Annotated in this window: 22 protein-coding genes and 1 tRNA gene; 10 read left to right on the top strand and 13 right to left on the bottom strand. The window is 35.6% G+C overall.

Features of this window, described 5'->3' with window-relative positions; genetic code table 11:
- Positions 1-7: 7 nt before the first annotated feature.
- From galT to C2I06_RS00900, 3 genes are read right to left on the bottom strand one after another with little or no spacing between them, the layout of a single operon-like run.
- Positions 8-1,525 carry a UDP-glucose--hexose-1-phosphate uridylyltransferase gene (gene galT / locus C2I06_RS00910; protein WP_095329962.1) on the bottom strand — a complete coding sequence of 506 codons (1,518 nt, stop codon included), beginning with the start codon at positions 1,523-1,525 and terminating at the stop codon, positions 8-10.
- 35 nt (positions 1,526-1,560) lie between these two features.
- On the bottom strand, positions 1,561-2,550 hold the full coding sequence (galE, locus tag C2I06_RS00905; RefSeq protein WP_095329963.1) for a UDP-glucose 4-epimerase GalE: 990 nt from the start codon (positions 2,548-2,550) through the stop codon (positions 1,561-1,563).
- 30 nt (positions 2,551-2,580) lie between these two features.
- Positions 2,581-3,753, bottom strand: a complete 1,173-nt coding sequence (locus C2I06_RS00900; RefSeq protein ID WP_123257268.1) for a galactokinase — start codon at positions 3,751-3,753, stop codon at positions 2,581-2,583.
- Between the two features lie 248 nt (positions 3,754-4,001).
- On the opposite strand from C2I06_RS00900, the gene C2I06_RS00895 reads away from it, so the two are divergent.
- Positions 4,002-4,871 (top strand): AraC family transcriptional regulator, encoded by an 870-nt coding sequence (locus C2I06_RS00895; protein ID WP_095329965.1) that lies wholly within the window; start codon positions 4,002-4,004, stop codon positions 4,869-4,871.
- Positions 4,872-4,874: 3 nt separating this feature from the next.
- On the opposite strand, the gene C2I06_RS00890 is transcribed toward C2I06_RS00895, so the two are convergent.
- Entirely contained in the window at positions 4,875-5,123 is a 249-nt protein-coding gene (locus C2I06_RS00890; protein WP_095329966.1) for a hypothetical protein, read from the bottom strand.
- A 271-nt stretch (positions 5,124-5,394) separates the two neighbouring features.
- On the opposite strand from C2I06_RS00890, the gene gntK reads away from it, so the two are divergent.
- Positions 5,395-6,939, top strand: a complete 1,545-nt coding sequence (gene gntK / locus C2I06_RS00885) for a gluconokinase (protein WP_123257267.1) — start codon at positions 5,395-5,397, stop codon at positions 6,937-6,939.
- Positions 6,940-7,172: 233 nt separating this feature from the next.
- Here gntK and C2I06_RS00880 read toward each other — a convergent pair whose 3' ends face one another.
- Both C2I06_RS00880 and gnd read right to left on the bottom strand, forming a co-directional pair.
- Positions 7,173-7,469, bottom strand: coding sequence for a TIGR04104 family putative zinc finger protein (locus tag C2I06_RS00880; RefSeq protein WP_095329968.1), 297 nt, complete (start codon positions 7,467-7,469; stop codon positions 7,173-7,175).
- Between the two features lie 124 nt (positions 7,470-7,593).
- The gene (gene gnd, locus C2I06_RS00875) at positions 7,594-8,490 is read right to left on the bottom strand and encodes a phosphogluconate dehydrogenase (NAD(+)-dependent, decarboxylating) (protein ID WP_095329969.1); all 897 of its coding nucleotides are present in this window, start codon (positions 8,488-8,490) and stop codon (positions 7,594-7,596) included.
- 179 nt (positions 8,491-8,669) lie between these two features.
- On the opposite strand from gnd, the gene C2I06_RS00870 reads away from it, so the two are divergent.
- Entirely contained in the window at positions 8,670-9,515 is an 846-nt protein-coding gene (locus C2I06_RS00870) for a MurR/RpiR family transcriptional regulator (RefSeq protein WP_095329970.1), read from the top strand.
- Positions 9,516-9,620: 105 nt separating this feature from the next.
- Here the strand turns inward: C2I06_RS00870 and C2I06_RS00865 are convergent, their stop codons facing one another.
- Entirely contained in the window at positions 9,621-10,670 is a 1,050-nt protein-coding gene (locus tag C2I06_RS00865; protein ID WP_095329971.1) for a C45 family autoproteolytic acyltransferase/hydrolase, read from the bottom strand.
- A gap of 337 nt (positions 10,671-11,007) precedes the next feature.
- On the bottom strand, positions 11,008-12,339 hold the full coding sequence (locus C2I06_RS00860) for a GntT/GntP/DsdX family permease (protein ID WP_095329972.1): 1,332 nt from the start codon (positions 12,337-12,339) through the stop codon (positions 11,008-11,010).
- A 443-nt stretch (positions 12,340-12,782) separates the two neighbouring features.
- On the opposite strand from C2I06_RS00860, the gene C2I06_RS00855 reads away from it, so the two are divergent.
- Together C2I06_RS00855 and C2I06_RS00850 are read left to right on the top strand one after the other, a co-directional pair.
- Entirely contained in the window at positions 12,783-14,201 is a 1,419-nt protein-coding gene (locus C2I06_RS00855; protein ID WP_095329973.1) for a polysaccharide deacetylase family protein, read from the top strand.
- Between the two features lie 140 nt (positions 14,202-14,341).
- Positions 14,342-14,563 (top strand): hypothetical protein, encoded by a 222-nt coding sequence (locus C2I06_RS00850; protein ID WP_095329974.1) that lies wholly within the window; start codon positions 14,342-14,344, stop codon positions 14,561-14,563.
- Positions 14,564-15,001: 438 nt separating this feature from the next.
- Here the strand turns inward: C2I06_RS00850 and C2I06_RS00845 are convergent.
- Positions 15,002-15,073, bottom strand: a tRNA-Val gene (locus C2I06_RS00845).
- Positions 15,074-15,198: 125 nt separating this feature from the next.
- Positions 15,199-15,726: an NADPH-dependent FMN reductase gene (ssuE, locus tag C2I06_RS00840; protein WP_095329975.1), complete on the bottom strand. Its 528-nt coding sequence runs from the start codon at positions 15,724-15,726 to the stop codon at positions 15,199-15,201.
- 267 nt (positions 15,727-15,993) lie between these two features.
- Here ssuE and C2I06_RS00835 point away from each other — a divergent pair, with 267 nt between their 5' ends.
- Complete coding sequence (locus C2I06_RS00835) at positions 15,994-16,524, top strand: DoxX family protein (RefSeq protein ID WP_095329976.1); 531 nt, start codon at positions 15,994-15,996, stop codon at positions 16,522-16,524.
- 102 nt (positions 16,525-16,626) lie between these two features.
- Here the strand turns inward: C2I06_RS00835 and nrdG are convergent, their stop codons facing one another.
- Both nrdG and C2I06_RS00825 read right to left on the bottom strand, forming a co-directional pair.
- Positions 16,627-17,157 (bottom strand): anaerobic ribonucleoside-triphosphate reductase activating protein, encoded by a 531-nt coding sequence (gene nrdG, locus C2I06_RS00830; RefSeq protein WP_095329977.1) that lies wholly within the window; start codon positions 17,155-17,157, stop codon positions 16,627-16,629.
- Positions 17,154-18,998, bottom strand: a complete 1,845-nt coding sequence (locus tag C2I06_RS00825; RefSeq protein ID WP_123257266.1) for an anaerobic ribonucleoside triphosphate reductase — start codon at positions 18,996-18,998, stop codon at positions 17,154-17,156. The genes nrdG and C2I06_RS00825 overlap by 4 nt, the downstream gene beginning before the upstream one ends.
- A gap of 209 nt (positions 18,999-19,207) precedes the next feature.
- On the opposite strand from C2I06_RS00825, the gene C2I06_RS00820 reads away from it, so the two are divergent.
- The 4 genes from C2I06_RS00820 (at position 19,208) to C2I06_RS00805 (ending at position 21,908) form a co-directional block, all read left to right on the top strand.
- On the top strand, positions 19,208-19,933 hold the full coding sequence (locus tag C2I06_RS00820; RefSeq protein ID WP_123257265.1) for an alpha/beta hydrolase: 726 nt from the start codon (positions 19,208-19,210) through the stop codon (positions 19,931-19,933).
- A gap of 198 nt (positions 19,934-20,131) precedes the next feature.
- Positions 20,132-20,641, top strand: coding sequence for a 2'-5' RNA ligase family protein (locus C2I06_RS00815; protein WP_095329980.1), 510 nt, complete (start codon positions 20,132-20,134; stop codon positions 20,639-20,641).
- Between the two features lie 6 nt (positions 20,642-20,647).
- Complete coding sequence (locus tag C2I06_RS00810) at positions 20,648-21,073, top strand: GNAT family N-acetyltransferase (protein ID WP_123257264.1); 426 nt, start codon at positions 20,648-20,650, stop codon at positions 21,071-21,073.
- 160 nt (positions 21,074-21,233) lie between these two features.
- Positions 21,234-21,908 (top strand): DUF421 domain-containing protein, encoded by a 675-nt coding sequence (locus C2I06_RS00805; protein ID WP_123257263.1) that lies wholly within the window; start codon positions 21,234-21,236, stop codon positions 21,906-21,908.
- Between the two features lie 15 nt (positions 21,909-21,923).
- On the opposite strand, the gene C2I06_RS00800 is transcribed toward C2I06_RS00805, so the two are convergent.
- On the bottom strand, positions 21,924-22,181 hold the full coding sequence (locus C2I06_RS00800; RefSeq protein ID WP_123257262.1) for a hypothetical protein: 258 nt from the start codon (positions 22,179-22,181) through the stop codon (positions 21,924-21,926).
- Positions 22,182-22,256: the final 75 nt, after the last annotated feature.

The following is a 22,256-nucleotide window of genomic DNA, read 5'->3' as shown; positions in this document are numbered from 1 at the left end:
GCACTTTTTATAGTGTCTCTATAAACCGATAAAAGGCTTTTGTTCCATCGTCATCTCTTTTAAATACACCGGCATGATGTAAGATTGTCTCAAAAACAATTCCTATTTCTGTTTGTAAGATAGTACTTACATTTTCTTTTGTCATCTGTGGATTGTTTTCTTTAACTTTTTTTGCCCATGCTAAGTGTTTTACAATAGCTGGCTCTAGACGGATGCGCTCTTCAAAATCAGCTTTGACGATATTCTCTGCAAGTAAGCTCATTTCTACTTTCAATCTTCCTGGCAAAACTGCTAACCCCATCACTTCAATCAAACCAATATTCTCTTGTTTAATCGCATGAACTTCCTCATGTGGATGGAAGATCCCGAATGGATATTCTTCACTTGTACGATTATTACGGAGCACTAAATCCATTTCATATTGGCCATTGCGCATTCTTGCAATTGGCGTGATCGTATTATGACGAACACCGTTTGTATATGCAAGAATATCAACACTTTCATCACTATAATCCAGCCATTTTTTTAATATATAATCAGATGCTTCCACTAATTGTTGTTTGTCTGTACCATTTAGACGTAAAACAGACATCGGCCATTTAACTATTCCTGCATGGATAGCAGGAAACTGCTCCAACGTAAATCCAGCTTCTATTTCTGCCTTTGCCATCGGAAATTCATGATATCCCCCTTGAAAATGCTCATGGGCAAGAATGGACCCTCCAACTATCGGCAGATCGGCATTAGACCCCATAAAGTAATGAGGATATTGGTGAACAAATTCTAGTAATCTAGTAAATGTTCTTTTCGAAATGGTCATTGGCTCATGCCGTTCAGAAAAACAAATAGCATGCTCATTATAGTAAACATATGGCGAAAACTGCAGGAACCATTGTTCCTCTTCTAGAGTCACTGGTATAATACGATGATTTTGTCTAGCCGGATGATTAACTCTTCCTGCATAACCAGCATTTTCTTTACATAACAAACATTTAGGATAAAAACCTTGTTTTACTTTTTTTAGAGCAGCTATTTCTTGTGGATTTTTTTCTGGCTTAGACAAGTTAATCGTAATCTCTAAATCTCCATAACTCGTATGCGCCAGCCACTCTTCATTTTTAGCAATTCGATCCGTGCGGATGTAATCAACTTTTTTTGAAAAGTCATAAAACCAACTAGTTGCACTCTTTGCTCCCTTATCCTTATAGAGCATGGCAAATCTATTATTTATTTCAGAGGGCAGCGGAACAAAGCAAGCCATTAATTTAGTATCTAGTAAATCTCGATAGGTAATTGTATTTTCTACCAAGAGATTATGTTCAGCAGCCCAATCTAAAATAGTATCTAATAGTTCACGCAACTCTATTTTCACTGGAGCGCTAATCTCTGATGGGACAAAATCATCCAATTCTAAGATTTCGAGTAATTTATTCCGCACTACATCTATATCCCATTTTGTAATTAAGTTTGATTCTATTCCATAATGAAGCAATTGTTCTACATGCTGATAAATAGTGGTTGTCATATAACATTGCTCCTTTCCTCTTAGTGCATTCTCATTTATTCTTTATAGCCATTCGGATTTGCTTGGAACCAGTTCCATGCACTTCCTATCATTGTCTCCAGTGAAGTGTACTGTGGATTCCACCCTAACTCTACTTGCGCTTTCTCTGATGAAGCAACTAATCGCGCCGGATCCCCTGCTCTTCTTGGAGCAATTTCTGCTGGAATAGGATGCCCCGTTACCTTTCTCGCTGTCTCAATTACTTCTTTCACCGTGAAACCTGTTCCACTCCCTAGATTGTAAATACCGCTTGTTTCTTCTTTCTGCAATTTTTTTAAAGCAAGGATATGAGCATTAGCCAAATCGGTGACATGAATATAATCTCTAATACATGACCCATCATGTGTCTCATAATCATCACCAAAAATACTAATTACTTCTCTCTTTCCTAACGCTACTTGCAGTATAATGGGAATTAAATGCGTTTCTGGAAAATGATCTTCCCCTAATCTCCCATCTATATGCGCACCTGCTACATTAAAATAACGAAGAGCTACATAATGAATCCCATATGCTGCTTCACACCACTTTAGCATTTTTTCGATGGCTAGTTTGGTTTCTCCATAGGGATTCGTTGGAATCGTGTCATCACTCTCCTGAATCGGAAAATTCTTTGCCTCTCCATAAGTTGCTGCAGTTGACGAGAAAACAATTCTCTTCACATCATTTGCGTGCATCACTTTCAATAAAGTCATCGCACCGTTTACATTATTATCATAGTATTTCAACGGATTTGTTACACTTTCACCTACTAAAGAGTCAGCAGCGAAATGGACTACCGCTTCAATCGTATGATTCTTAAAGACCTCTTCTAAGAAGCTTTCATTCCGTAAATCGCCAATATAAAGGGTTGCTTCCGCTCTTACAGCAGCTTTATGCCCAGTTTGAAGATTATCAACAACAATTACTTCTTCACCTAGGTCTAATAATTCAGAAACCATATGACTTCCGATATAACCGGCACCACCACATACTAATATCGCCATATTTTCTCTCTCCTTTTTATTTTACTGTTACTATTCAACAATTTCCTTGGCTCCATCTCCAACTTGAACAACATAAAAGTCTGCCTTCAATCCTGTTTGCTCCTCATATTTCGCTCCGACCGTCTCGATAAAAGAATCAATATGCTCATTGTTGACAATACTGATCGTACAACCGCCAAAGCCTGCTCCCGTCATACGAGATCCAATAACCCCTGCTTGTTCCCAAGCAGCTTCCACTAATGCGTCTAATTCCTTTCCGGTCACTTCATAATCATCACGTAAGGAGATATGTGATGCATTCATTAATTGTCCAAATCCTGCAATATCTCCTGCTTGAAGTTTTTTTACAGCTTCTATTGTTCGAGCATTTTCATACACAGCATGCTTTGCTCTCATTCTATCGACATCTTGCTTAATCAAATGAGCATGCGAATCGAATTCCTCTGGCGTTAATTCACCTAATGATCGAATCTCTAATTCTCCCTGCAAGTCTCTTAATGCTCTTTCACACTCTCCTCGTCTCTCATTATATTTAGAATCCGCTAGCCCTCTGCGTTTATTTGTATTGGCAATAATTAAAGAAGCTGCATCTAAATCTAGTGGGCTGTACACATAGTCAAGTGTGTCGCAATCTAGTAATATAGCATGTTTTTCTTTGCCCATTCCGATTGCAAATTGATCCATAATTCCACAGCTCACACCAATATATTCATTTTCTGCTTTTTGACACATTTTTACTAAGCTGACTTGATCAATTGCAAAGGAATACAACTCATTTAACATAATGGCTGTCACTACTTCAATGGATGCAGACGAAGATAAGCCAGCACCATTGGGAATTTCTCCTTCATATAAAACATCGAATCCAGCATCGAGCTGATATCCATATTGCGCAAGCGTTACTATTACTCCCTTTGGATAATTCGCCCAATCATCTGCTTGATTAAAGGATAGATCGTCTAAAGAAACATTAATAATACCTAAATCCGCAAAATTTGTAGAATAAAATTGAATCACTCGATCTGATCTTTTTCTTACAAGTGCTGTCGTACCAATAGATAAGGCACAAGGAAAAACATGTCCTCCATTATAATCAGTATGTTCACCTATTAAATTCACACGTCCTGGTGCAAAAAAAGTACGGATGCTTGTTTCTGTTTCATTAAAAATATTTGTAAAAGTTGCAAATAGATTTTTTGCCATTTCTATCTCTCCTTTTTTATGAACATTTATGCTTACTCATATTTCTAGACTTCCATTAAACCGTTTACAATTTTATTTTATGCTTCAAACCTTTCTCTCTCAATGGTAAAATAAGAAAGGGAAAAGGGTAATAATTTGCTAATAAATTTCAAATTTTTATGCCAAACACTTAATTTCTATCTATTACTCCTATCTTATCCAAGGCAAGTATCTACCAATGCCAGCTCTACTAAGAAAGGAGCATTCTATTGTCCAAAAAAGATAATAATGTATTTGCTTACAGATTTACGGAAAAAATTACAAAAGAGGTAGCCCAAATTTGGTCAATCGGATGGGAAAATCAAACCTCCCATCTATATAATTGGAAAGGAAAAAAGCGTAAAGAGGATAGTATGTATGTTTTTCAATATACCATATCTGGAATTGGTGCTATTGAACTTGGAGGTAAAAATCATAAATTGACAGCTGGAAAGGCATTTTTAATTGATATTTCAGAGGAATACAGATACTATCTGCCTCCAACTAGTGAGCATTGGGAATTTATTTTTATTACACTATATGGTGAAACGGTAAAAAAATGCTGGCGTTCTTTTACGGAAAACGAGCAGCCAATTATTCAATTAGCTTCGGACTCGAGACCCATTCAGCACCTTCTGCATATTTATCAGCTAGCAAAAGATAAACAGATAAATAACGCTTTTTATGCTTCAAGTCTCGCCTATTCCTTTATCATGGAATTGTATCAATATAAGAAGAACATAGGAGACATTCAGCTTCCTGAAAGTATACTAAATGCGACATTATTTGCTCAAAATCACTATCATAAACCAATCGGACCAGATGATATGGCAGAGGCTGCTGCGCTTTCCCGCTTCCACTTCACTCGTTTATTCAAAAAGGTACTTGGAATTACACCGATTCAATATTTAACGAATATCCGTATCATAAAGGGAGCAGAGTTATTATATCAAACCAAATATTCTATTGAAGACATTTCAGTCCAAGTAGGTTTTGCGAATGCCAACTATTTTACAAAAGTATTTCGGAAATCTACTGGTATTACTCCTGGAGAATTTCGAAAGAAGAATATTCGGCCAAGCGAGGATATTCTTCTTTAATGCTTATTTTTCATCAAACATTTCCAAGCTGAACATTCCTTTTTCATAAATAAAGTTCAGCTTTTTCCCTGGTGTAAGCATATTTTCCAAAATATCTTTCGAGGCTTGAAGGGCAATAGACATTCTAATTAACTGTTCTTGATCCTCTTCTTGCCATGAACCTGCTTGTATACTCAACGCTTCCAGTTGCAGTTGAAAATGGAGAATTTGATTATAAATAGCCTCGTAAGTCGTTTCAATCTCGTTATTCATTCAAAAAACTCCTTCCCCATAAGATAGATTAAGTTTAGCATATTTTTGCTTTATTTTTATGCTAACCAGGGCAAAAATTTACAGCTATCTGAGAAATCAACAATTATTTTATCTTTTGAGGAAGAATAATGGGAAATTAATTTAAAATAATGAATGAAAACAGTTTCAAAATCATTTTGTTTCCTTTAAAATATAATTAAAGAAATTTTTTTCTGTGAATTTATATTTTTATGAAATATTTTTTAGACTTTTTATTAAAGGAGTTTTTAATATGCAATTATCATCCCTATATTTAGGTGTAGACATTGGTACAACGAGTACAAAATCTGTCTTATTTGCTGAAGCTGGCAAAGTATTAAGCATGCATCATGTCGAATATCCGCTGCATAGCCCTGCACCAGCCATCGCAGAGCAAGATCCAGAGCAAATTTTTCAGGCTGTAATGGAAACAATGAAAACAGCTATTAAAAAAGCGAACGTGGATACTAGTAAAATAAAATTAGTTTCCTTTAGTTCAGCAATGCACAGTGTTATTGCATTAGATGAAAAGGGGAAACCAATAACACGTTGTATTACTTGGGCTGACAGCCGTTCTTCCTCTTGGGCAAAAAAAATCAAAGAAGAATATAATGGCTTGGAAATATACCGCAGAACAGGAACGCCAATTCACCCTATGACTCCTTTATCAAAATTAACTTGGCTAAGAAATGATCAACCAGATATTTTTACAAAGGCAGCTAAATTTATTGGCATTAAAGAATATATTTTCTATCGCTTATTTAACGAATTTGTGATCGATTACTCAATTGCTTCTGCAACAGGAATGTTTAATCTTGAACACTTAAATTGGGATCAAGAAGCTTTAAAAGTTGCCGGCGTAACATCTGAGCAGTTGGCAAGACCCGTTCCGACGACCCATTATTTAACAGGACTGAAGGATAACTATGCAGCGGAACTTGGAATTCCTGCTGAAACTCCATTTGTGGTTGGCGCAAGTGATGGCGTACTATCTAATCTTGGGGTAAATGCTATTGACCCTGGAGTTGTCGCTGTGACAATCGGTACAAGCGGGGCGATTCGTACTGTAACCGATAAACCAGTAACCGATCCTAAAGGAAGAATCTTTTGTTATTGCTTAACAGAAGATCACTGGGTAGTTGGTGGCCCTGTAAATAATGGCGGCATGACATTCCGCTGGGTTCGTGATGAATTAGCTTCCTCGGAAGTGGAAACGGCAAAGAGACTCGGAATTGATCCTTATGAAGTTTTAACAAAAATTGCTTCTAGAGTTACACCTGGTGCGGACGGTTTATTATTCCATCCATATCTTGCTGGGGAACGAGCGCCTTTATGGAATGCCAATGCAAGAGGCTCCTTCTTTGGACTAGGTTTACATCATAAAAAAGAACATATGGTGAGAGCTGTATTAGAAGGAGTTATCTTAAATCTTTATACGGTGATGTTAGCCTTACAAGAAGTGATTGGAGCACCAAAGCAAATTCAAGCAACAGGTGGCTTTGCTCGTTCTGAACTATGGAGACAAATGATGGCAGACATTTTTGATCAAGAAGTAGTCGTTCCAGAAAGCTTTGAAAGCTCTTGTCTTGGTGCCATCGTTTTAGGTATGTATGCACTCGGAGAAATTGATGATTTTTCGATTATGAAACAATTAGTCGGTAGTACACATTCCCATCAGCCAATTCAAGAGAATGTTGATATCTATCAAGATTTAACCGCTATTTATATCCGTATTTCTCGAGCTTTAGAAAAAGAATATGATGCCATAGCATCTTTTCAGAATAAATGGGTTAAATAAGCACCACAAACATCTTAAGAAAATTACCTGCATATAAAGTAACTCAGTCGAACGAATTCAAACCCAAACAATTTTACGGTGATACCAATATATCGTATAATTGTTTGGGTTTTTTATGCTTTTTAAGAAAGAAGGTTTGTGGATCATCCACAGTCTGTAGTGTAACGAATTGGGCCGCGCTACTAAATTAAAGATTTTGTCTTTCCACCTTTTATTAGTTAGCCTGCTTATTGCTATGACCCTGTTTCTTTATTGGAAAGTTCGACCCAGAAAGGATAAAGTCCAAGAACGATTAGGATAAAACTTATTAGAATAACTACAAAGACAAAGGAAGGTCCAAAGAGAAGATTGCTAAGCAGCGTAAATGTGATTATTAAAATAGTTGCCATAAACGTTATCCCTCTTGTTCGAGAGGTAACATATTGCTTTTCCCTGCAATGTGGACAAATCAGTTTATTATCTAATGTAAAAGAGCTTTTTAAAGTTTGCTTCCAAGTCCATTTTTGATCACAATTCTGACAAGTTCTCATGTATTTCCGCCTCCTTTTTCTGTATTCTTACCATAGTTAAGAAACCATTCCGATACATTAATATTATTTTATCAAAAAAATCCTTCAGCATTACTTCTACCTGCTAAAGGATTTTCTTGTCATTCTATTTTGATTCTACACTATGCCCACCAAACTCATTTCGTAAGGAAGCAACCACTTTTCCAGAGAAGGTATCTTCCTCTAACGAACGATAACGCATCATTAAAGATAAGGCTGTAACTGGCATAGCAGTTTGTAAATCTAGGGCTGTTTCTAGCGTCCATTTGCCTTCACCAGAGGAATGCATTACTCCTTTGATTCCTTCCAGTTTTGAATCCTTAGAAAAGGCATTTTGTGCTAATTCCATTAACCACGAACGAATAACAGAGCCATTATTCCAAACCTTTGCAACTCCTTCATTATCAAAATCATACTCACTTTTCTCTAACAATTCAAATCCTTCTGCAATGGATTGCATCATGCCATACTCAATTCCATTATGAACCATTTTCAGAAAATGGCCGCTTCCAGACACGCCGGTATACGTATAACCATTTTCCACACATAAATCTTTAAATAATCCTTCTACCTTATCAAATATTCCTTTATTGCCGCCAATCATCATACAGGCACCATGTCGAGCTCCATCTACTCCGCCGCTTGTGCCAACATCTAGATAGAAGATTCCTAACTCTTGTAAATCTAATCCTCTTCTCTTGGAATCTTTATAATGGGAATTCCCACCATCGATAATAATATCCCCTGCTTCCACATATTTCTTTACTTCACGCAAGACATTTTCCGTTACTTCACCTGCTGGCACCATTAGCCAAATTACTCTTGGAGCTGGCAAATTTCTTACTAATTTTTCAATTGTATTAACTCCTGTTACATTTTTATTAGAAATTTCTTTTACAGCGCTTTCATTTATATCAAAAGCTGTTACACTATACTTATGGTCCACCATATTTAAAGCCAAGTTAAAACCCATTTTTCCTAAACCTATAAGACCGATGTTCATTCGTTATCTCTCCTTTTGAAAAAATATTTCTTTCTACATACTATTATATAGAAATTTTTTTCGAAAATATACCCCCTTGAAAATATTTTTTGAAAAAAATTATTTTAATAAGAAATTTTTTTTCAAGAGACTAATTGTGTTATACTACAACTATATTAATTTGGAAAGGATAGAAGTCAATGGCGCAAAATTGTCTTGGGAAAATTCGTTCCTATTACGCTAGACTGAGTGAAAAAGAAAAAAAAATCGCTGATTATATTCTTGAGAATCCAGAAAAAATCATTCATTCCACCATTAACGAATTAGCAGAGGATCTAGGAGTAGCAGATGCTACTGTTTTTCGTTTCTGTAAACGAATTGGATTTAAAGGCTATCAAGCAATGAAAATAGCATTGGCCTCAGAAGTAATTGAACCTATTCAGCAAATACATGAAGAGATTAATGAAAATGACAGTGTAAAAACCGTTACTGAAAAAGTATTTAAGTCGAATGTACGTACACTAGAAAATACATTAGAAATATTAAATGGTCATTCGATTCAAAAAGCAGTGGAATTTCTCTTACAGGCAAATCGGGTTGAATTCTATGGTACAGGTGGTTCAGCAGTTATCGCTATGGATGCTTTTCATAAATTTGTCCGAACTGGAATTAAAGCGTTTTCATTCGTTGACTCTCATTTTCAACTAATGTCCTCTTCTCAGCTTTCAGAGAAGGATGTAGCTGTAATTATTTCACATTCTGGCACTAATAAAGATACTATTAACATAATGAAAACAGCAAAAAACAATGGTGCCAAAACAATCGGTATCACTGGGTATCCTAAATCACCAATCGGCCAGAATACAGATGTAGCACTGTTCACAAGCTCTGAGGAAACAGAATATCGTTCGGAAGCTTTATCATCAAGAATTGGCCAGCTTAGTTTAATAGATGCATTGTATGTCAATGTAATGATTTTAAATAAAAATGTTGCTAATCAATCATTAGAAAGAATTAGGAATGCCATTTCTGATACACGAATCTAACGGAAGAAAAACAATATTCCCTACTTCAGAGTTTCAGCAAACGCAAAAAAGGAAGTTAATTATGATTGTTCTTACCATCACTAACTTCCTTTTTATATAAATACACTATAATAGCTCCATATTAATAAAGGGAGTATCATAATCAAGCTGCCCTATAATTTTTTTAAAGTTCAGCTTTTCTCCCTTTAAGAAAGATTCTAAATCGATGATAACAGGCATTCGATCACTCCCAAGCGCAAACCACGCTTTTCTTTCATTAGGTAAATATGCTGCGGTGTGCAGTGTTCCAGACCAAGCATTATACTTATTTGAAAATATCTCTTTATCTCTGTCATTCAATATTCGAAAGGCCTCATACACATTTGAATGATTTCCCTGCTGCTTTTCGATATTCTGCTTTCTTTGTATAGATTCATCCATCTGATAGCGGTTTTCTTCTTTTAATATTTCAAAGTGATTCGTACTAATATTAGATTTTCTGGCAATGACAGATCGTGGAGTTGCTTCTACAACATACGCCTCTCCACTTGGATCTAATAACACATAACTAAAGGATGTTCGGTGTGGTATTTCTTTTAATAAATCAATGGCCTCTTCTACATTTGCACATGTCTCTAAAATCATTCGACCAATCATATTACAAATAAAACCATCCCCTGAACCAACTCGATTAATAAAGTTATAACCCATTGCGAGACCTTTTTCATTTATCCCATCTATTCTTCCTGTTATTTGCATAGATGGACCGATTACTGCATATCCAGTATCAGTTGGCTGATAGATCATATAGCGACCCTCATAGGAACCTGGATGACTATCATAGTTTCTAATTAAATACTGGGAGCCTGCTAAAATAGAGCATCCACTTCTTCCATACTCTACATAATGGCCGCCAAATTCTCGTAATGCATCCTCTATTCTCCACTGAAGAGCGTCAGCTAATCCAGTGATTTCTGCTAGCATTCCAGGAATAAATTTATTTAGGAGTTGGATAGATTCTTTTTCATTTATGGTAAAATAGCGTTTTCGCTTAGATGTCCAGTGCTTTATGCGATTAGGGAGAATGGGTGAATCCTTTAATAATTCTCCCTGCATGTATCCAAAATCATAATGACTTCCGCGAAACTGGATGAAATCACTATATACTTGTTTCATTAACATTTCCCCTTTAATTGCTTCCCTATGGAGAGTTGAAGAATACTCTATTTCAGTAAAAGGAAAACTTCTAGAAGTTCAACTGAATAATTGAACCATTCGAGTTTTACAGACGTCAACCTTCCGCGCATTCACCTAAAAAGGTGAGAGCTTTACTGTACATGAAGCAAGGGGGAATGACAAATAAATTGCTCGTGTAAATTTTTCTAACTAACTTAGATCTGACCAATCACTTACCGTTCCAATAAACTGGTTACCATTAAACGATTAACTAAAGTACATATCATATAAGAAGGAATAATCCCTCTTGCCTTTTATTAACTTATACAACTGTCTATTAAACAATTAAATCTAAAATCAAGACGCCTGCAAATGCAATGAATGATAATATCGTTTCTAATACTGTCCATGTTTTGAAGGTTTCTTCGACTGTTAGTCCTAAATATTCTTTTACCATCCAGAACCCAGCATCATTTACATGGGAGAACATTAAGGAACCAGCACCGGTTGCAATCACTAATAGTTCCACATTTACGCCAGACATTCCTGCGATTATTGGTGACACTATCCCTGCTGCTGTTGTTAAGGCTACTGTTGCAGAACCAGTTGCTATCCGAATCAATCCTGCAATCATAAAAGCTAATACAAGTGGGGATAATGATAAGCTCTCTGACATTGATCCAATTGTATCGCCTACTCCACTAGCAATTAACACTTGTTTAAATGCACCGCCAGCACCGATAATTAGTAAAATAGAACCGACCGGCAAGAAACAATCTTCTGTAAACTTTTTGATACTCTCTTTGTCCATTCCTTGACGCATACCGAGGAAATAAAAAGCGAAAAATACAGCAATTAATAAAGATAATAACGGGCTGCCAAGAAAGATAAGTACATTTCTTACGCCTTGTGAGAAAATCGTTAAGTAAGGGGCAGCGGTTCCAATGATCATTAAAATGACAGGTAATAAGATAGATAGGAAAGACACGCCTATACTTGGCAATTTATCTTCTGCTATTGGCTCTGCCGTAATAAGTGTTGACTCTCCTTTAGGAAAAACACGGCTATTGATCCACTTTGCAAATAAAGGTCCCCCGAGAATCCCTGCTGGTACTGCAATAATCAAGGAGTATAATAAGACCGTACCTAAATTAGCATCAAAAATACCAATAGCAGCAATTGCTCCAGGATGTGGCGGAACAAGTCCGTGTACAATGGATAATCCAGCAATACCAGGTAAGGCAATCAATAAAATATTTTTCTTTGTTGCCTTTTGAATGGAAATAACAAGCGGTAATAATATTAAAATACCAACCTCAAAAAATACCGGAATTCCAATTATAAACCCCGAAAAAAACATAGCCCAAGGTAATTTCTTTTCTCCAAAAACGTTTACAAAATAATTTGCAATTCTTAAGCCTGCACCTGATTCAGAAAGCATTTTTCCTAAAATTGTACCTAGTGCCAATATACCAACTAAGTGACCTAATACGCCACCTACTCCTGTTTCATAAGCGCTTACAATCTTATCAAAAGATAGTCCTGAAAAAACAGCTAAAAATAAACTCGCCACTGTTAAACTGATAAAAGCATGCCACTTAAAAAGGGAAACTCCAACAATAACAATGACAATGGAAAGTAATGCAATAATCAATAAATAGGCATCCATATTATTACCACCTTTTCTTTTACGTTTGAAAGTGTTTTCATTTAATAGAATTATTATACGAAAAAATATTTCTTTTATCAAGTTACAAACAAAGAAAATTTTTTATTCATTATATTAAAGAAAAAATATAGTTTAATCATACAGACTTAAGATAAAACCCCATTTTTTAGAAATATAAATTTGAGTAAAGTATATGTATTAACCTCCTTGAATCAGAGGGTGCTTTCTGTAGGACTAACGCTGATTCCACAGGGAGTCTCCTCCTCCTCCTCAAGAATCGCATGAAAAGGAAATTCTAGTTCTGCAATCTATTTGGCGACAAAATTATAATTGTATCCATCTTTTTTTGAAAAATTTAACTAAATGTAAAACTATTTCCCCTTCTATTACGTCTATATAAATGATGAAGCATTACCTTTTATTTCAAGTAAGGAGTTAACAACATGAAACGCTTAAAATGGAGAAATATTTTTATACTTTTTATTTGCCTCACTCTTTTAGTATTTATTTTCAAGTTTTTCGATAGTGAAAAAAAGCAGGCTGCTGAACCCTCAGAAAAACAGCCAGAGGTCAAAATACAATATGATCAAAATTATAAGACAATTGAAATAAACTCATATACTAAAGATGAAAAGCATGGAGGCTACTGGACCAGCTATCCAATCCTTCCAGATGAAGAAATTACTGCTGCCCTGAAAAAATATATTACAAACAAAATTACCGAATATGACAAACATATTCAAAAAGCAAATGTTCCAGACACGCAGGAAACTTCCTTACATATTTCCTACACGATTACGCATTACAGCAAGCAAACAATCTCGATTCTTTTTGAGACGTTTGAATATACTGCAGGACCTAAAGGGAATTTGACAACAGAAAGTTTAACATTTGATTTACAGACACATAAACAGCTTTCATTAAAAGACATTTTCCAAGAAAAAAGCAATTATTTATCTCTCCTTTCAAAAATCAGTTATGGAGAATTAATAAAGGATAAAGACCTGGCAACAGACAAAGCGTTAGTAAAACAAGGAACTGCACCACATGAAGGTAACTTTCAAAACTTTGCGGTTCTAAATGATTCTATTCTTTTTTATTTTCCTCCTAACCAAATTGCGGCGGAAAAACTAGGTGTTCAAGAACTTGCCATCAAAAAAGAGATTTTACAAGATAAATTACTAGCAATCTATCAAGAGGAAGAGAAAAATAAAAATTTACTTGCAGAAGCAAAACCGAAAAAATTGGTCACCGAATTACCTGAAGTAGCAAAAATTGATCCATCCAAAAAAGTTATTGCATTAACATTCGATGACGGTCCAAGTAATAAACCAACAAAAAAAATTCTCAAAGCATTAAAGAAATATAATGGCCATGCTACGTTTTTTGTTCTTGGTGAGCGTGTTCAATATTATCCAAACGTCCTTCGGCAAGCTATTGAGAACGGGCATGAAATAGGGAATCATTCATGGAATCATCCCCTTCTCACTAAAATGAATACCAAGAAAGCCTTAAAGGAATTTCAAGATACGGATAATTTAATCAAAAAGGTAACAGGAGTGGAACCAACTCTCATTCGTCCGCCTTATGGAGCTATCCAGCTTGAACTAAAAAAAGAACTAGATAAAGAGATTGTGCTTTGGAACATTGATCCAGAAGATTGGAAACATCCATCGAAAAAGAAAATTGTTGATAAAGTTATGAAAGCAGCGAGTGATGAAAGCATTATCCTAATGCATGATATATATGAAAAAAGCGCTGATGCAGCAGTGGAAATTATTGAAAAATTAACAAAAGAAGGATATCAACTTGTGACTATTTCTCAATTAAGGGCAGTACAGGAGGAGAGAAATAGTAATTAAAAATGTAATAGATTTTTTGTATCATAATAAATCTTTTTAAGCACCGCAATTGCTGGTGCTTTTTTTCTTTATAACTATGAAACAACCATCTATTTATCAAACTTCACATAAGATAAATCAAATATAAAGGAGGCAAACATATGCAGCCAACTATTATCACTGGGCTAGATGGCGTAATTTATCAAAACTTCCCCCAGCCGACATATGGAGCATGGAACCAACAACTTCTTGGAAAGGATAACTCTTATTACTACTTGATTGGTGGACAAATGTATTATATCGCTCCAAGGCCACAAGGAACTCAAGCTTATTACCCTTACTTAGGTCCAAATGTACCGTTAAATAGAGGACCATGGTATTGATATTTTCCGCATCTACCAAGTGCTTACTCGCTTTCTTCTCGAAAAATGCTGTTTATTATGTATTTGGTTAGCAGGACTATTCAAATTAATAAAATTTTGAAGTACGTTTACAAAGAAAAAAAGCTTCTCTACTGAGAAGCTTTCAGACTGTCGACAAACTCCTAATTCAGTAATTAGGAGTTTGTCTTAGTTTATACATATACATTTTTTAAATAAGAGTTGATTTCCGTTGCAGGGGTTCGCTTTCCGTGGGGCTCGCGCTGAGCCGCTTCGCCCTAAAGGCCTGCAGGGTCTCAGACTGTCTCGCAGATCCCACAGGAGTCTCACCCCTTCCACTCCAATCAATGCATAATAATTCCATTTGCATTTCCTAAATTCCTTTTATCAACAAGCTGAAAGCTTCTCTAATGAGAAGCTTTTTTCTACGTTCCTTTATAATGACCTGTACTGGGTTCGAACCAGTGACCCCTTGCCTGTCAAGCAAGTGCTCTCCCACTGAGCTAACAAGTCATGATTATAGATTATTATTACCTGCATCTTTTAAAATACTCTTTCTATTCTTATCATACCATGTCCACTCTCCACATTCTAGGAAAATATAGAAAAAGTGATGGTCTGCCATCACTTTTCCACAATTATTGAATTCCCTCCAGTAACTGTTCTAATTGATTCGTAATCCTTGTTTCTGAATCGATATCTAATACATAGTTTTGATTGTCTTTCTTTGCAATTTGATTATCTGTTACATATGCCCCTGTTAATAAATTTGTCGCACCTAGGTTCGCTAAAACAGGCTTTAAAGCATAATCCATTACTAATAAATGGGCAATACTTCCTCCTAGCATCAGTGGAAGTATTGCCTTATTTCGTAGACTCTTTTGTGGTAATAAATCAAGAAACGTCTTGATAATTCCGGAATAAGATGCCTGAAATACAGGTGATAATACAATGACACCATTACTTTGTTCTACTTTTTGTCTTGCCGCTATTATATCCTTGTTCATAAAGTCTGCTGTAATTAAGGCAGCACTTGGTAATTGATGCACTTGAATGATATGAACAGCCACATTCTTCTTTCCTAAATAATCTACCGCAAATTGTAAAATACCTGTTAATCGTGAGTCTATTTTATGTCCACCAGCTATGATGGTTACCGTTGTCATGAAAGCCTCTCCTTTATAATAAATTCCCCTTATAAATACGATGTTTTTTATTTATCCATTATTCTAACACGAAAAAGAAGAACCGTGCTGAAATGATGATCCCCAAATTAAATGCAATATAAATTACTTTCCATTTAATTATGTTCACAATTCTGTCATATTCTTTTGTAGATATTGTGAATTAAATCACAATATTGTTTTTTTCTTAGGAGTATTTGATATATTTAACTTGTAAATAATAGAAACAAAAAAGAAGGGATGATTCTTATGTTTATGAGCTTTTTTAGAGAAAATAAAGTCGCAGCTGGACTTTTAACCATTATACGTTTGGTGCTAGGTTATTCTTGGTTTACTTCCGGATTTGGTAAATTAACTGGTGGAGGATTTGATGCTTCTGGTTTTTTAACAAATGCCGTTACTAATCCAGTTACAGGACCAGACGGAACCGCGGTTTATGGATGGTATACAAGTTTTGTCGAAGGATTTGCTTTACCAAATGTTGGACTATTTAATGTGCTCGTCCCAATTGGAGAGGTATTAGTTGGTCTTGGGTTAATTTTAGGTTGTTTAACTACAGCAGCAGCATTCTTTGGTGTCATTATGAATTTCTGTTTCTTACTTGCAGGCACCATCTCTCATAACCCAACTGATATCTTAATGGGCATGATTATTATGTTTGCTGGAGCAAATGCTGGGTACTTCGGATTAGATCGATGGGTATTACCCTATATCAGAAAAACATTCTTTAAAAAAGAAGATCATAATGCAGAATTTACAAAAAAACCTCGTTTAACATAATAGAAAGTTGTTAGGAAATAATTAAGCGGATGGTCTGTAAAAAAAACCGAACAATTATACGATTTCCCATTACCATTTACGTATAATTGTTCGGTTTTATATTTAGTTTAAAATACTTATCTCCCGGTCTCTTTCCTCTCTCTTACATTCATTAAATAAACAAACTTTATCCTCTTTTAGACTTTTTTGACAGTCAATAATTCGTTGATTGCTACTTCCTTTAAATAATAAACTTAAATCTTTTTGTTCTAGCACAAATCGACCATCTACTAAAACATCTACATACATACTTAGTTCAGCAAATTCATCAGATTGGGTTGCTCTCAATTCTTCCCAAAGATATCCAGTATAACACCAAATATTTTTATTTAATTGTTTACATTCCTTAGCTAATTGTTTAAGCTCAGTTATTTGTAGCATTGGCTCGCCGCCACTAAAGGTAATATCGTTTAAAGGGTTTTGCTTTACTTTCCTCATTATTTCGTCTATTGACATTTCTGTTCCGCCATTTATTTTCCAACTTTCTGGATTATGGCATCCTCTACAATAATGCGTACACCCTGCAAAAAAGATAGTAGTTCGCAATCCTGGACCATCTACAATGCTATCTTCCACAATCGATAACACTCTCATCGATGTTTGACCCTTTCCCGTTCTTCAGCACGTTTTGCATTATTCCACCGATTAAGTGATCCAACAAGATAACCGGTTATTCTCCGAATCCTTTCAATCTGGTTCTCATCTTTCTCCCCACAATTTGGGCATTCATTATCGATTATTCCTTTATGTCCACAAGTCATGCAACGATCCACGGGATGATTAATGCTTCCGTATCCAATCCCTGCCTCTTTCATCGTCCGTACGATTATTTCTATGGCTTCTACATTCTTACTGGCATCTCCGTCCAATTCTACATACGTAATATGTCCCGCATTTGTTAACGCATGAAACGGTGCTTCGCGCTGAATTTTTTCATGAATAGAAATGGGAAAATAAACGGGAATATGAAAACTATTCGTAAAGTATTCTCTATCTGTCACCCCTTTTATAATCCCAAATTTCTTTCGAGCAGCTCTTAATGCTTTTCCAGCGAATGATTCTGCTGGAGTAGCAAGAAGAGAGAAGTTAAGCTGATATTTTTCCAAGGCTTCGTCTGCCTTTTGGCGCATAAATTGAACAATCTGTAAACCAATTTCATAGGCCTTTTCACTTTGTCCATGGTGGACACCAAGCAAGGATACCAGGCATTCCGCTAAACCAACAAAGCCAATTGATAGTGTACCTTGTTTCAGAAGTTCTTCTAGTTGATCATCCACATTCAATTCTTCTCCGCCCTGCCAAACACCTTGTCCGTATAAAAACTTGAAATTCGCTACTTTTTTCTTTCCTTGATAATGAAACCTTTCAAGGAGTTGATCAACAACTAAGTCGATCGTTTCATCCAGTTTATGAAAAAATGATTCTATCGTCGTTGACTCTAAAGCCAATAAAGGAAGATTAATACTTGTGAAGGATAAATTCCCTCTTCCTATTGTTTGTTCACTTCCGTGGATATTCCCCATCACTCTAGTCCGACACCCCATTGTGGCGACTTCCGATTGAGGAGTGCCGTTATAATAGGCTAAATTAAATGGGGCATCTATAAAAACAAAATTGGGAAATAATCGTTTACTTGTCGTCTCTATCGCTAAGCGGAATAAATCATAATTAGGATCATTCTTTTGATAATTAATTCCGTCTTTTACTTTAAAAACGATAATTGGAAAAATTGGCGTTTCTCCTGCCCCAAGTCCTGCTTGTGTTGCCAATAATAAATTCTTTGTCAGCATTCTTCCTTCTACTGATTGATCCGTTCCTAAATTTACGGAAACAAATGGCGTCTGACCACCGCCGCGGGAGTGCATACTGTTGCAATTATGTATAAATGCCTCACATGCTTGATAGGTTTCTCTTTCTGTCCATTCCCAGGCCTTTTTCTCTAGTTCCGCCTTTTCTTGAATTACCTCCTTTAACCGTTTTTTATTCTTTCTATATGTTTTTTGTATATATGGCGCAAGATCATAGTCTAACATTGGGATGGATTGTCCACCATGCTGCTGATTTTGATTAGCTTGCAAAATAATAGAAGTAAGAGCCATTGCACTCATAATTGATTTTGGTTCTCTCATATATCCATGACCAGTGTTAAAGCCATCCTTTAAGATTTGGGCCAATGGGATTTGACAGCATGTTGTAGTACCAGAAGAATAAAAGTCTAGATCGTGAATATGGATATATCCTTCTTGATGTGATTGTTTTACCTTTTCTGATAATAAATGTTCCATTGTATAGTATTTAGAAGCTGTTGCAGCAAATTGCATCATATGACTCATCGGTGACATTCCGTCTACATTTGCATTTTCTTGAATAAAGTCCTGATTATTGCTGTTCATTATTTCTGCAAATTGATTTAATAGTTGAACCTCATTACTCATTTAACTCACTCCATTCTAAATGAATCCTTATCCATTATAATTGAACAAATCATCATTTCACTATATATTGTGTTAATTTCACAAAAAGTACACAATATATAGAAATCCCAACATAGGAAAATTCCTATCGTTTTAGCTTTATACTATTCATAATGTGCTTTTATTGATAAACTAATTGTAAAATCAGCTGTAATAAAGGAAGGATAACTATGACAACAAAAGGGACAATAAAAGAGGAAACTATCTTTAGTAAAGAATTAGGAGAAGAAGTGACTTTATTAATCTATCTCCCACCAGCATTTTCTCCTCTTTATAAATATCATTTACTCATTGCACAAGATGGGAAAGATTATTACCAATTTGGCCGAATCGGCAGAGTAGCTGATGAATTACATGGCAATCATCAAATTGCGGATACGATTATTGTTGGAATCCCCTATTCCTCTGTCCAAGATCGTCGCAGGAAATATCATCCTGATGGCGCTCAGAATAAAGCATATATTCGCTTCTTAGCACATGAACTTGTTCCCTATTTAGATGATCAATATCCCACCTTCCAAATGGGAATGGGACGTGGACTCATTGGCGACTCGTTAGGTGCAACTGTATCATTCATGACCGCTTTAAAATATCCGCATACTTTTGGAAAGATTATGTTGCAATCTCCCTTAGTAAATGAAGGTGTTTTTGATGCAGTTGATAAATTCGATTCTTTTCATTTACTAGAAATAGATCATATTATCGGTATAGGTGAAACATCTGTAAAAACAACCATCAACACAACCGAGGATTTCCTGACCCCTAATCGAGAGTTATCTCAAGTTTTGCAAACAACAAATGCTGATTATTCATATGAAGAATTTAATGGGGATCATACATGGAAATATTGGCAGCCTTATATTGCGAAAATGCTCATTAAAATGTTTCCTTCTTAAAAGAGAGCACTCAATTGACTGTCTTTGTTTCCTAACAGTGAGTACCTCGTTAACCATTAGATTTTTTCTGAAATCTTTGAACATAAATAACTAATTTTGTTATAATATCTTACATATAGAACATTGAAATCGTAATAATAGATAGTCTATCTTCTATATCTTTGTACACTCTTTTATTTTGAAATGGAGGTTCGTCGAATGAAATACGGTATTGCTATTTTCCCTGGTAAGGATTTGCAGGATTTAGCTAATTCACTTCGCAAAAGATATGACCCGAAATATGCTTTGATACCACCACATATCACGTTAATCGGTGATTTTGAAGCTAGTAACGAGGAAATTGAAGAAGTAAGTAAAAAACTAGCAACGATTGCAAGTCATTATCATTCTATTCCTATTAAAGTAACAAAGGTCAGCTCTTTTAAACCCGTAAGCAATGTTGTTTATTTAAAGATTGAACCAAGTACAGACTTAGAACATCTTCACCAAGAATTAATCAGTACATTGGGTGTTAGTCTAGAGCATCCGTTTGTGCCACATATTACACTTGGGCAGGATTTATCGAGTGATGAGCATTTAGACTTATATAGTAATTTACGCATGCAAAACTATCATTTTGAAGAAACAGCGGATCGTTTCCATTTGCTATATGAATTGGAAAATGGTTCTTGGACCGTCTATGAAACATTCCGTTTAGGAAAGGAATAGTGGAAAGTGGAAGTAGTTATTGTTAAAACTGATAAAGAGTTAAAAGATGCCTTTTATGTTCGTCAAACTGTTTTTGTTCAGGAGCAGAAAGTACCAATGGAAGAAGAAATAGATGCATATGAAGAGGATAGCGTTCATTTTGTTCTCTATGATGACGACAATAAGCCTATTGGTGCTGGACGTTACCGAACATTTGATGAATACGGAAAGGTAGAAAGAATCTGCATCCTCTCCACTAATCGAAAAGGTGGAGCTGGAAAAGCAGTTATGAATAAAATTGAGGAATATGCCTCAAATAATGGGGCTCCTGCCTTAAAACTGAATGCCCAAACACAGGCCATTCCTTTTTATAGCAAACTTGGATATGAAGTCATCTCGGAAGAATTCCTAGATGCTGGTATTCCACATAAAACCATGATTAAGCATTTATAGATTTTGGGACTGCCCAATGGATGGAAAAGCATAGCTTGTCTTTAAAGCTTGTGATTATCCGTCATGGAGCAGTCCTTTTTATTTTTCGCGATTAGCGAAAAACAACGGTTTAATTTTCTTCCATTTGCCTACAATAGATGGAAGAAGGGGGTGAGTTGAATTGGAATTCACTCATATATTTAGCGAGCTTATTATTGGCTATTTTTTATTGTTGCTTTTAACAAAGGTGTTAGGAAAGACACAGATCACGCAGATTACTACCTTTGACTTTGTTTCTGTCTTAGTACTAGGCGAGCTTGTCGGAAATGCTATGTATGATACAGAGACAGGAATAAAAGAAATAATGTACTCCATTCTTATTTGGGGAGGATTAATTTACATAACAGAATTCATCACGCAAAAGTTTCGGAAAACCAGACAACTTTTAGAAGGAAAACCGTCTATTATTATAAATAAAGGCAAGATTGATTTTAAGGAATTAAAAAAAAATCATTTAGATATAAATCAATTACAACATTTACTTCGTGCTAAAGATGTTTTTTCAATAGCAGAATGCGCCTATGCCATTTTAGAAACAGATGGCACGATCAGTGTGCTCAAGAAATCAGCATTCGTGAATCCAACAAAAAAGGATATGAATTTATCGTTAGAAGCCACTTCCCTTCCGATAAGTGTCATTCTTGATGGAGAAATCATCAAAGAAAACTTACCTCGTATCGGTTGGAATGAAGAGCAATTAATGCAAGAATTAAAAAAACGAGATGTTCAATCTCCAAAAGATATCCTCTATGCCGAATGGCAGGAAGGATCGCCTTTATATGTGCAAAGCTACTAATTGAATTAAAACACTTTAGATTTGCGCATGAAAATAAGTACCCTTTCCAGTTAGTTGTGCAATTAACTTCTCATTGGGTACTACTTCTTCATGCCTTTGTTTCTTCTGGTAAGATGTCTGAGAAGGATACTTTATCTGTAGGTAGGTAGAAGAATTAACGATTTTAGCCGCTGGATAAATTTCTTCTTTCTTATAATTCTTTGTTTTGCTTATAATGTCTCTAACCGCGTACTGCTCTGCTTGATAATGAGTAATTGGCAAGATATATCCCATCAGAATCTGTCCCTTCTAGTTTATTATTTATCCTTTTCCCTTCTTTTCCAAAAAGTAAACCCCTTTTCTACTCTT

It is taken from the genome of Niallia circulans, from assembly GCF_003726095.1.
Classification (GTDB): Bacteria; Bacillota; Bacilli; order Bacillales; family Cytobacillaceae; genus Niallia; species Niallia circulans_A.
The sequence above is the reverse complement of the archived record's forward strand: the minus strand, read 5'-3'. Positions and strand labels throughout refer to the sequence as shown.